The organism is Duncaniella muricolitica (genome assembly GCF_910574735.1).
GTDB classification, from domain to species: Bacteria; Bacteroidota; Bacteroidia; order Bacteroidales; family Muribaculaceae; genus Duncaniella; species Duncaniella muricolitica.
The window spans coordinates 1-12,050 of the sequence record NZ_CAJTCF010000099.1 but is presented as its reverse complement, the minus strand read 5'-3'; the positions used below and the strand labels follow the sequence as shown (position 1 = coordinate 12,050).

The 12,050-nt window shown below is 57.4% G+C and carries 7 protein-coding genes; all 7 read left to right on the top strand.

Features of this window, described 5'->3' with window-relative positions; translation table 11 throughout:
- Positions 1-158 precede the first annotated feature (158 nt).
- The 7 genes from QGT73_RS15710 to QGT73_RS15680 all read left to right on the top strand — a co-directional run bounded on the left by QGT73_RS15710 (position 159) and on the right by QGT73_RS15680 (position 11,677).
- Positions 159-2,492, top strand: coding sequence for a glycoside hydrolase family 20 protein (locus QGT73_RS15710; protein WP_280123070.1), 2,334 nt, complete (start codon positions 159-161; stop codon positions 2,490-2,492).
- Between the two features lie 17 nt (positions 2,493-2,509).
- On the top strand, positions 2,510-4,594 hold the full coding sequence (locus QGT73_RS15705; protein ID WP_280123071.1) for a glycoside hydrolase family 20 protein: 2,085 nt from the start codon (positions 2,510-2,512) through the stop codon (positions 4,592-4,594).
- A 9-nt stretch (positions 4,595-4,603) separates the two neighbouring features.
- On the top strand, positions 4,604-5,083 hold the full coding sequence (locus QGT73_RS15700; protein ID WP_280123069.1) for a PH domain-containing protein: 480 nt from the start codon (positions 4,604-4,606) through the stop codon (positions 5,081-5,083).
- Positions 5,084-5,206: 123 nt separating this feature from the next.
- Positions 5,207-5,713: a phosphatidylglycerophosphatase A family protein gene (locus QGT73_RS15695; RefSeq protein WP_280123068.1), complete on the top strand. Its 507-nt coding sequence runs from the start codon at positions 5,207-5,209 to the stop codon at positions 5,711-5,713.
- An 82-nt stretch (positions 5,714-5,795) separates the two neighbouring features.
- Positions 5,796-7,505, top strand: a complete 1,710-nt coding sequence (locus QGT73_RS15690; protein WP_280123067.1) for a glutamine--tRNA ligase/YqeY domain fusion protein — start codon at positions 5,796-5,798, stop codon at positions 7,503-7,505.
- 47 nt (positions 7,506-7,552) lie between these two features.
- The gene (locus tag QGT73_RS15685) at positions 7,553-9,040 is read left to right on the top strand and encodes a tetratricopeptide repeat protein (RefSeq protein WP_280123066.1); all 1,488 of its coding nucleotides are present in this window, start codon (positions 7,553-7,555) and stop codon (positions 9,038-9,040) included.
- A gap of 87 nt (positions 9,041-9,127) precedes the next feature.
- Positions 9,128-11,677: an alpha-amylase family glycosyl hydrolase gene (locus QGT73_RS15680; RefSeq protein ID WP_280123065.1), complete on the top strand. Its 2,550-nt coding sequence runs from the start codon at positions 9,128-9,130 to the stop codon at positions 11,675-11,677.
- Positions 11,678-12,050: the final 373 nt, after the last annotated feature.

Sequence of the window (12,050 nt, the reverse complement as noted above, 5' to 3'; positions counted from 1 at the left end):
TTTATGGATCTGCATTCAATCGTCGAGACAACCAAGAAGCACGGCAACTCGCCCTACAACGCAATCCTCGCCCTTTTCTAAACGGCGACTACATCGGCGCGTCCGCTGAATAGTTACCATCACGTGACCTTATTTCTAATAATTCTGCTATCTTCATCATGCTAAAACTATCCCGACTGGCTGCACTATTGGCTATGGCAGGAATCCTTGCTTCCTGCTCCAAAGAGACTACCAACGCCAATTACCGCACCATCCCGCTCCCCCTGGAAATCACAGCCACACCCGGCGGAGGTGAATTTATACTTGACAGCTCGACCAAAATCATCTATCCTGAGGGTAATGAAATGATGCGGCGCAACGCCGGCTATCTTGCCGACTATCTCAAGACAGCCACAGGCTCTAAATATGCCACAGCACCAGGCTCGGACGACAAAGCCGCCGGCAACATACAGCTCCGCCTCGGACTTGAAGCCGAAAAGCCCGAGGCCTACAGCCTTAAAGTCACCCCCGAAGGCATCGTCATCACAGGAGCGAGCGAGGCAGGAGTATTCTACGGACTACAGACCCTGCGTAAATCCCTGCCTGTTGTGCCCGGCAGTGTCCCTGTGTTGGCCGCCGTCGAGATCAACGACTCTCCCCGCTTTGACTATCGAGGTGTACACTTCGACATCTCGCGCCACTTCTTCACGGTCGACGAGGCCAAAAGCTACATCGACATGATGGCACTCCACAACATGAACCGTCTCCACTGGCATCTTACCGACGACCAGGGATGGCGCATGGAGGTTAAAAAATATCCCCTGCTCACCGAAATAGGCTCCCGACGCAAGGAGACTGTCATCGGACGCAATTCAGGCCAATATGACGGCACACCTTACGGCGGCTTCTACACTCAGGAGCAGATCAAGGAAGTGGTCGACTATGCCGCCGACCGATACATCACCGTCATACCCGAGATAGACCTTCCCGGCCACATGCAGGCCGCACTTGCCGCCTACCCCCATCTCGGGTGTACGGGAGGGCCCTATGAGGTGTGGACCATGTGGGGCGTCTCTGACGACGTGCTCTGCGCCGGCAACGACAGCGTTCTCACATTCATCGACGATGTTCTCTCCGAAGTCATAGCCCTCTTCCCCTCGCGCTATATCCACGTCGGAGGCGACGAATGTCCCAAAATCAGATGGGAAGAGTGTCCCAAATGCCAGGCCCGCATCAGAGAGCTGGGCATCAGGGGCGACTCGCATCACAGCAAGGAGGAATATCTCCAGAGCTACATAATCAACCACGCCGAGAAATTTCTCAACAGTCACGGCCGTCAGATCATAGGCTGGGACGAAATTCTCGAGGGAGGTCTCGCGCCCAACGCCACCGTGATGTCTTGGCGCGGAGTGGGCGGAGGCATCGAAGCCGCTGCTCAGGGCCACGACGTAATCATGACCCCCAACACCTATCTCTACTTCGACTACTACCAGACCAAAGACACCGATGACGAACCGCTGGCCATAGGCGGCTACGTACCCATCGAGCGTGTCTACAGTTTTGACCCAGTGCCCGACCGCGTGGCTCCCGAAAACCGCAGCCACATCCTCGGCGTCCAGGCCAACCACTGGTCGGAATATTTCCCCACGTTCTCCCATCTGCAATACATGGCACTCCCCCGCTGGGCCGCGCTTGCCGAAATCCAGTGGACCGAACCCGACCGCAAGGACTATGCCGACTTCCTGTCGCGTCTGCCTCAACTGATAAAATCCTACGACGCCGAGGGCTACAACTATGCAACACACGTGTTTGACGTCGATGCCGACTTCTCGACCGACAGTGCGTCAGGGACCGTCGACGTGGCCATGAGGACCATCGACGGCGCGCCGATACACTACACTCTCGACGGCTCCGACCCAACGGAGGCCTCACCCGTCGCAGCCAACATTCTCTCGATTGACACCGACTGCATCCTCAAAGCAATGGCCATACGTCCGACAGCCAACAGCCGCATGCTCTCCGAAAAAATCTCTTTCAGCCGCTCCACGGCCAAACCGACAGTAGCCAATCAGCCCGTCAACAAGCAATATGAATACAACGGCATCACCACCCTGACCGACGGACTCAAAGGCAACGGCAACTACAAGACCGGACGGTGGATAGCCTTCTACTGCAACGACATGGATGTGACAATCGACCTGCTCCGCCCCACCGAAATCTCCAACGTCGCTTTTACCTCATGCGTAGAGAAAGGCGACTGGATTTTCGACACACGCGGCGTGACCATCCAAGTCTCCGACGACGGCACTACTTTCAGAAAAGTATTCTCCGAAAACTATCCCCCCATGAAAGAGACCGACCGCAACGGCCTCTATGAACACAAATACTCGTTCTCACCCGTCACAGCCCGCTACGTGCGTCTGACAGCCCTTTCCGAACAATCCATCCCCGACTGGCACGGCGGCAAGGGCAACCCGGGCTTCCTCTTTGTCGACGAAGTAACCATCGACTGACACCAATGCACCATCCCATGCCCTCACCACGCCTCACCATCGTCTCACTGTTGCTTGCCGCCATGTGGTGGTGTGCCGGTCCCGCCCGTGCCGTGGCCGGCGGAGTCATACCAGCTCCGCTGAGCATACAGCAGGAGCCCGACTCATTCATCATCGCCCCCTCCACCCGCATTTACACCAATCTGCAAGGCTGTGAGCGTAAGTTGATGGCCGACTACATCGCCACTCTCCCCAGGCCGTTAGACAAGAAATTTCACCGCGGTCTACCCTCTTCACCCGACAATGCTATAGTCCTCTTAAAAACCTCCGACGCCAACTTATCGCCCGAAGGCTACACGCTCGACATCTCCACCCGCGGCATCACCATCCGCTCGGCAGGCGACACCGGACTCTTCTACGGACTTCAGACCCTCCTCCAGCTCGTCACCATGACCGGCGACGACTGCCTGAAAGCATCCGCAGCCCTAATCGAAGACACCCCGCGGCTGGAATATCGCGGAGTGATGATTGACGTCTCGCGCCACTTCCGCAGCAAGGAGTTTCTCAAAAAGCAGATTGACGCCATGGCCCGCTACAAGCTCAACCGTCTGCACCTCCACCTCACCGATGCCGCCGGATGGCGCATCGAGATACCCGGCTACCCGCGCCTCACCGAGTTTGCCGCCTGGCGTCCCGAAGCCAACTGGAAAAAGTGGTGGAACGCCCCCGACGGACGCCGTTACTGCGAGCAGTCCGACCCGCGTGCCCGCGGAGGATATTACACCCGCGACGACCTGCGCGAGCTCGTGGAGTATGCCGCCATGCGCCACATCACCATCGTGCCCGAAATCGAGATGCCGGCCCACTCCGAAGAAGTCCTCGCAGCCTATCCCGGACTATCCTGCCAGGGCAAACCCTATACAAGTGCCGACTTCTGTGTGGGCAACGAGCAGACATTCTCGTTTCTCGAGGATGTACTGACCTATGTCATGGAGATATTCCCTTCTGAATACATCCACATCGGAGGCGACGAAGCCGCCAAGACCGCATGGAAAACGTGCCCCCGATGCGCCGCACGCATGCACGACGAAGGTCTCGCCGACGTCGACGCCCTCCAGAACTACCTCATCAGCCGCATCTCCTCGTTTCTTCTAAGCCACGGCCGCAAACCCATAGGCTGGGACGAAATCATGGACGACAGTCTCGCCGCCGGCACAGCCATCATGTCGTGGCGAGGCGAGGAAGGGGGCCTCCGGGCTGTCAGAAATGGTCTGCGCACCATCATGACACCCGGCTCACACTGCTACATCGACCAATATCAGGACGCTCCCCCCACACAGCCCGAAGCCATCGGAGGCTACCTGCCGCTGTCACGCATCCACTCCTACAACCCCATCCCCGACTCTCTGTCAGAGAGCGAGGCCCGTCTCATATATGGCGTGCAGGCCAACCTGTGGGCCGAATACATAGAGACCGACAGCCATTACGAATACATGCTCTATCCCCGCGTCATGGCCCTTGCCGAAGTGGCCTGGAGCGACCCGTCACGCAAGTCATATGCCGGCTTCCACCCCCTCGCTCTCCGCGAGACCGACCGTCTGCGCGACCTCGGCTACCACCCTTTCCCTCTTGGAGACGAAGTCGGTCCGCGCCCTGAGTCCACCGCTACCGTCAGCCATCTCGCCCTCGGAAAACCGGTCATATACAACGCGCCCTACAACGCCACTTACGCCGCGCAAGGCGACAAGACCCTCACCGACGGCAAACGTGGAGGATGGACCTATTCCGACGGAGCCTGGCAGGGATTCATCTCGCGCGACCGTCTTGACGTGACCGTCGACCTCGAGGCCGACACACTCCTGCGTTCAGTGAGTGCCGACTTCCTTCAGGTCACAGGTCCCGAAGTCTATCTGCCGGCCGAGACAGTCATCTCAGTCTCATCCGACGGCGTCAGCTTCAGCGAGCTCACGCGCATCACCCGTGACTACGACCCCTCGGCTCCCTTTGCCATCCGCAACATCGGCTGGCAAGGCGACACACGCGGCCGCTATATACGCATTCAGGCCCGCTCCGACAAAAACATGGGAGGCTGGATATTCACCGACGAAATCATCATAAACTGACATCCCGTTATGAAAAGCAAAGTACACTTCAGCACCTACTGCATCATTATCACAATCGTGGTGCCCGCCGCACTCCTGACAGGCATCCTCACCCACCTGCATTCCATAGACCTGCCCACTCTATTGACAATAGCATTAACCGTCGGCGTCGTCGCGGCAGGCCTTTACTACTGCCCCGTAAGTGTCAGCGTCAACCCACGTGAACTCATGATCCATCGTCTGCTTTCGGGCGACAAGACGTTCCCCCTTGCCGACATCGTGGAGGTCGACACATGTTATCCCTCGGCCGGAGGCATCAGACTCTGCGGAAGCGGCGGATTTTTCGGCTACTGGGGATATTTCAGAGACATAGCCATAGGCCAGTATTTCGGCTACTACGCCGACCGAAGCCAATGCTTTTACATAAAACTGAAAAACAAACGTCAATACGTGATCAGTTGCAAAAACCATGTCGAAATGGTCGAAGCCATCCGGAAAAATATCGGATGACCCGGCCTGTCACGCCTCACATATGACAGCTTGCCATGCAGATAGGGGTGTTTTTTCGGGTTAAAATACATGTAATGTGCGAGAATCTTTGTAATTTTGCGCCTCAACTTTAGTCATGACACCATGAGCGACAATAATTACAAGAAACTTGGGGTAGCTCCCCGTTTTCACGAAATCCTCTCCACCGGCCTCTACACAGGCCTGTTGCCCGGTGCGCCCGGCACCTATGCGGCATTTGTCGCTCTGGCCATATGGTACGCGCTCTATCTTGTCCTCTCGCCCCTGGCACTGACACTTGTCACGCTGGCACTGATAGTCAGTGTCACAGTGGTCGGCGCATGGACCTCGTCGGTCATGGAGCGTTACTGGGGTCCCGACCCCAGAGCTGTCGTAATCGACGAGTATGTAGGCTGCTGGATACCGTTGCTCGTAGCTCCGTGCGGCGAGTACACCTGGTTATTCGCCCTGCTCGGATTTGGGCTCTTCCGCCTCATCGACATCACCAAACCGCTCGGATGCCGCAAAATCGAAGAGATATGTCCCGGCGGCTGGGGCGTGATGATGGACGACGTGCTGGCCGGCTCATATGCCCTTGTCATTGTCTATGTGTTAAAGCTGATAATCTTCTAAACTGCCGGAGCGGTTTTTAGAAAAATTCTGTGTAAATTTGCATTTCAACAACTAAGCATCACATTCCGCATATTTTCAAGATATGGATACAAACGCTACTCCCGTAACCCCGGCCGAAAATGAGGCCCGCGGCATGAACTTCGTAGAGGAAACAGTGTACAACGACCTGCAGGCAGGCAAGAACGGCGGACGCCTCAACACGCGTTTCCCGCCGGAACCCAACGGTTATCTCCACATAGGCCATGCCAAGGCCATATGCATGGACTTCGGTATCGCCGAAAAGTTTGGCGGCACATGCAACCTGCGTTTTGACGACACCAATCCCGTAAAAGAGGATGTGGAGTATGTGGATGCCATACGCGAAGACATACACTGGCTCGGTTTTGACTGGGGCGACCGCGAGTATTACGCCTCCGACTATTTCCCCAAGCTCTACGACCTTGCCATCCGTCTTATCAAGGAGGGCAAAGCCTATGTCGACGACCAGTCGTCGGAAGAGATAGCCGCCCAGAAGGGCACCCCCACACAGCCCGGCACAGAGAGCCCCTACCGCAACCGCTCGGTGGAGGAGAATCTTGACCTGTTCACACGCATGAACGCCGGCGAGTTTGAGGAAGGCTCGCGAGTGCTGCGCGCCAAGATTGACATGGCCAGCCCCAACATGCACTTCCGCGACCCCATCATGTATCGCATCATCAAGACACCCCACCACCGCACCGGCACCACCTGGAAGGTCTACCCCATGTATGACTTCGCCCACGGCCAGAGCGACTATTTCGAGGGTGTCACCCACTCGATATGCACCCTTGAGTTCACCGTCCACCGTCCGCTCTACGAATACTTTGTCAAGGAGCTGGCCGACGAGAGCTACTGCCCGCGTCAGATCGAGTTCAACCGTCTCAACCTCACCTACACCGTGATGTCCAAGCGCAAGCTGCTCCAGCTTGTCAAGGAGGGACTCGTGGCCGGATGGGACGACCCCCGCATGCCTACCATCTCGGGTCTGCGCCGCCGCGGCTTCACTCCGCGCTCCATACGCAACTTTGTCGACGCCATCGGCTATACCAAATATGAGGCTCTCAACTCCATCTCGCTCCTCGAGCACGCCGTGCGCGACGATCTCAACAAAGTGGCCACGCGCGGCATGGCCGTCATCAATCCCGTCAAGGTTGTCATCACCAACTATCCCGAAGGCCAGACCGAAATGGTGGAGATGGAAAACAATCCCGAAGACCCCAATGGCGGCACTCATCAGATGCCCTTCTCGCGCGAGCTCTACATCGAGCGCGATGACTTCATGGAGAATCCTCCCAAGAAATTCTTCCGTCTCGCACCCGAAGGCGAAGTGCGCCTCAAGGGAGCTTATATCGTGAAATGCACAGGCGTCAAGAAGGATGCCGAAGGCAACATCGAGGAAATCTACTGCACATACGACCCCGACACACGCAGCGGCCTTCCCGGCAGCTCGCGCAAGGTCAAGGGCACACTCCACTGGGTGTCGGCTCCCACGGCTGTCAACGCCACAGCCCGCATATATGACCGCCTGTTCTGCGTCGAGAATCCCGCGGCCGAGACCGAGCGCGACTTCCGCGAGATGCTCAACCCCGACTCGCTCAAGGTCGTGGAAAACATCAAGGTAGAGCCCTATCTGGCCGAGATAGCCAAGCCCGGAGTGCCCCTGCAGTTCCAGCGCATAGGCTACTTCACGCTCGACCCCGACTCGACCCCCGGAAGCCTCATCTTCAACCGCACCATAGCCCTCAAGGACTCCTGGGAGAAAATCAACAAGTAAAAACGACCTCATAAACCTCTATAACCCCTCCGCCCTGCGGAATAACAATGGACGATAACACAAACGGAAGTGGCGGCGAGGATTCGCGCCAGGGACTATATAATGAGTTTGAGTCGGAGATAGTCAAAGCCGGCAACACCGAAGCATATTTCGACGAGACTGATCTCATCGAGATATTTGACTACGCGTCCGACATGGACAATTACATAGTGAAAATGGAGGTGCTCCTCTACGGGGCACGCCATTATCCCGCAAGCGAAGCCCTGGCCACACGCCGCGCGTGGTTCTACTCCTCGTTTGGCGAGATGGAGGCGGCCGCCGATGTCAACAACCGCGTGAGCAACGGCGGATTTCTCAACCGTCTCCTCACCCTGCGGGCCGAAGGTGCCACCGACACCCCCGAGACACGACGTCGCCTCGAGGAGATGGTGGATGCCTCGACCGAACTGGGCGACGAGGACGTGATACAGCTCGTGGACTTCTGCGCCGAAAACGGCATGCTCGACTGGGTCGAGACCAACCGCCGGCGCGTGGAGGCCAAGAGCACCTACACCCCGACATTCATCTACGAGTATGCCGACCGCGCCGAGGATATAAGCGACCTGCCCACAGCCCAGCGGCTCTTTGAGGAGCTGACGATGATGGAGCCGTTCACAATCGACTTCTGGGTGAGACTCGCAGGCGTGCAACTGGCCTCGGGCGACTATGACGACGCCCTGGCCTCGGCCGAATATGCCCTGGCTGTCGACGCCGGCTGTCTCGAAGCCATGCGGCTCAAGGGGCGGGCCATGTATCGCCGCGGCGACACCAAGGAGGAGGTGAGCCGTGTGTTCAAAGCCATCCTTGACCTGCGCGACGCCAACGATGCCGACGCCTCGGCCTATGCGGCAACCCTCATCGAGCTGGGACGCAACGACGAGGCGGCAGCTATGCTCGAGCAGACCCTCGCGGCCTATCCCATGTCGCAGTTGCCCATCGACCTGCTCATGAACATTGACTTCACACGGGCCACTCCCCACATACTCCGTGTGGCCGAGCAGGCGTCATTCACACGCGAGACTGTCATGGCCTGGGCCAAAGAGCACATAAGCAACGGACGGCCCGACATAGCGGCTCTGATTGTAGGCCTGTTTCGCGACAAGTTTGTGGCCTCGCCCGATCTCGGTTTTCTCACCGAACTGTGGTATATCAACAAGATGTATCAGGAGACGGTCGATATCGTCGAGGAGTCATTTGTAGAGTTTACCGACCTGGGCCGACCCGACCCCGGGGTAGCGTTTCCATATCTCATGAGCCTCGTCCGCACCGGCCGTGCGGCCAAGGCCCTCGACCTCTCGCGCCGTCACCTCTCCGACATCGAGAAAATCCTCCAGTCGCCCCACCCCATCGACGCCCGCGGATTTCTCACCCCCGGCACATCCCCCTCGGCCACCGCATGTCTCGACATAGGCTATGCCACACTGTTGCGCAGCATCATCAATGCCCTGACATCATCCTCGCCCATGTCGCCCGACACCTACGACCCCATGTCGTAGCATACTCCCGCTCTCCTCCCCCCTCTCTCTCTGCTCCCTACTGCTTTCCACATCCGATTATATCATACGTATTTATTTGTTTCTATCATGAAAAAAATTCTTTCCACTCTCGTGGCATTGATGTGTCTTGCCGTCATGCCGGCAGCCTCGCAGACAGTGACCACCACGCCCGCCACCGTCACACGGTCGGCGACCGGCATCGTCATCACCTTTCATGCCGACGGAGGCAACAAGGGGCTGATGGGTGTCGCCTCATCCACTCCCGTCTATGCCCACACCGGAGTAATCACCAGCCTGAGCAAATCGGTGTCGGACTGGAAGTATGCACCTACGTGGGGTGACAACGATGCTAAATACCGACTCACATATGTCAAGGCCAACACCTGGTCGCTCACCATACCCGACGTGCGCACCTACTACGGCATCACCGACCCGACGGAAACCGTGGAGAAGCTCATGTTTGTGTTCCGCACGGCCGACGGCTCCCGGGAGGGCAAGACCGCTACCGGGGGTGATATCACGGTAGAGATATTCCCCGACAACTTCCCCTCGTCCAAAACCGCGGCCTATCCCGGCGGCTCACCCGAGATGGGACCGAAGAAAAACGCCGACGGCTCGGTGACATTCTGTCTGGGCGCGCCCGGCAAATCCAACGTGCTCCTCGTAGGCTCATGGAATGATTATGCCGTCACACCCTCGCAGGTAATGGACTATCAGGACGTCGACGGCATACGTTATTTCCACACCACCGTGGCCTCGCTCGCCGACGGCAAAGACCATATGTATTATTATATCGTTGACGGCTCCACACAGGTGGGTGACCCTTACGGACGTCTCATCCTCGACCCGTGGAACGACGGCCTTATCCCCTCTGACGTATTTCCCGACACGCCGGCCTATCCCTCGGCCAAGATTGCCAATGTGCCGGTGGCCGTCTACAACTCGGCCCGCGAGGACTATGACTGGAACGTCACCTCTTTCAAAGGCGTCAAGCAGAGCGACCTCATCATCTACGAGCTGCTCCTGCGCGACTTCACAGGCACGGAAGGCCAGGCCAAGGGGGACGGCACAGTAGCCAAAGCCATGGAGAAACTCGACTATCTCAAAGAGCTCGGGGTCAACGCCATCGAGCTGCTGCCCATCACCGAGTTCAGCGGCAACAATTCGTGGGGCTATAACCCCAACTTCTATTTCGCCCCCGACAAAGCCTACGGCACCCCCGAGGCCTACAAGGCATTTATCGACGGTGCTCACGAGCGCGGCATGGCGGTGATACTCGACATGGTGTTCAATCAGAGCGACTCGCAGCATCCGTGGTATAACATGTATCGCCAGACCGCGCCCGAACGCTTCTTCAACGGCTCGGCTCCCCACTCCTACAACGTGTTCAACGACTGGAACCAGGACTATAAGCTCATGTTCCGCCAGTGGTGTGACGCACTCGACTACTGGCTTACCGAATATAAGGTTGACGGATTCAGATTTGACCTCGTGAAAGGCCTCGGCGACAGCGACTCATACGGCATAGCCTATGACGCCGCCACCAACACCTATGCTACTCCTAACGAGACGGCCACCAATGAATATAACGCCACACGCGTGGCCCGCATGAAAGCACTTCGCGACCATATAATCCTCACCCGTCCCGACGTATATTTCATCAACGAAGACCTGGCCGGAGCTCAGGAGGAGACCGAGATGGCCGAGGATGGCGAAATCAACTGGGCCAATGTCAACAATGCTTCATGCAAGTATGCCATGGGAGTTGTCAAAGAAGCTCCCCTCGACCGCTTCTACGCTCCGCTTGACGGCAACCGCCCCTGGGGCTCCACCGTCAGCTATTCCGAGAGCCACGACGAAGAGCGTGTGGCCTATATGGCCGCCAATGACAAAAATTCATTGGTCAGCGGCAATACCAACAGCAAAATCAACACCCGCTGTCTGCGCCTCGGCTCGCTCGCCGCACAGATGCTCCTCTCGCCCGGCGCGCATATGATATGGCAGTTTGAGGAACTCGCCGTGAAAGAGTCGACCAAAAACGCCGGCGGCAACAACACCTCACCCAAGATTGTCCCCTGGTCATATCTCAACAACAAAAACTACAAAGGGCTCCACGACACATATGCCGACCTGTGTCACATACGCTCAGAGTATGCCTACATGTTTGACAAAGACGCCTCATGCCGTCTCGACCTCAACTCAGTCACAGCCCGCTACATATCGCTTGTCTCGGGGACGAGCGAGCTCTATCTCGTGGTCAATCCGGCGGTCACAAGCACAGCCGAGGTGATGCCCGTCCACCCCGTGACCGGCGCGGCAGTCGACCTCAGCGGCTATGAGCTCCTTGCAGCGAGCTACAACACCACCCCCACCGTCTCGGGCAAAGGCGTCAATCTGCCCGGCGGCACCTTTGCCGTCTATGGCAAAGAACTGAAATCGGGCATCAGCGACATCACCACCGCTCCGGCCGCCACGCCGCAATTTGACGTGACCGACGGCATAGTCACCCCGCGCGGAGACTACGGCACATTTACCATCCACACCCTCACAGGCACATCGCTTCCGGTCGACACCCCCCTCGTTCCCGGCCTCTACATCATAACCATCGACGGCAAATCCATGAAATTAAAAATCTGAAATCAAATCACATAATCCACCACTACACCCGTCACATTACACCCCACTGTGCCCGTCACATAATCCCCCACTGCGCCCCATAGGATGCATCGACAACAGTCAAAGCACCTATGGGGCGCACCACCATCAGCCATCCCCCTCATCAGGCCTATCTGCCCCATTTGCCCCATTAGGCCCATCCGCCCCATCCCCCGCAAGCTCCCCCCGCCGCGCAGCTTTGTCCCCTGCTCGAGGGTGTTGCAGAACTCCTCTGATTAAAGCCTCTGAGAATTGAATATTTTAGAATAATCTGGAATTTTTCGAGATTAGTTCGTATATTCGATTCTCAGGAAGTTGAAAACCGGGCATACACTAAAAAAACAGCGAAAATCGG

Excerpts from the sequence above, each read along its gene's own strand:
- QGT73_RS15710 (WP_280123070.1), top strand. The coding sequence starts at position 159 with ATGCTAAAACTATCCCGACTGGCTGCACTATTGGCTATGGCAGGAATC.
- QGT73_RS15685 (WP_280123066.1), top strand. The coding sequence starts at position 7,553 with ATGGACGATAACACAAACGGAAGTGGCGGCGAGGATTCGCGCCAGGGA.
- QGT73_RS15690 (WP_280123067.1), top strand. The coding sequence starts at position 5,796 with ATGGATACAAACGCTACTCCCGTAACCCCGGCCGAAAATGAGGCCCGC.
- QGT73_RS15680 (WP_280123065.1), top strand. The coding sequence starts at position 9,128 with ATGAAAAAAATTCTTTCCACTCTCGTGGCATTGATGTGTCTTGCCGTC.
- QGT73_RS15700 (WP_280123069.1), top strand. The coding sequence starts at position 4,604 with ATGAAAAGCAAAGTACACTTCAGCACCTACTGCATCATTATCACAATC.
- QGT73_RS15705 (WP_280123071.1), top strand. The coding sequence starts at position 2,510 with ATGCCCTCACCACGCCTCACCATCGTCTCACTGTTGCTTGCCGCCATG.
- QGT73_RS15695 (WP_280123068.1), top strand. The coding sequence starts at position 5,207 with ATGAGCGACAATAATTACAAGAAACTTGGGGTAGCTCCCCGTTTTCAC.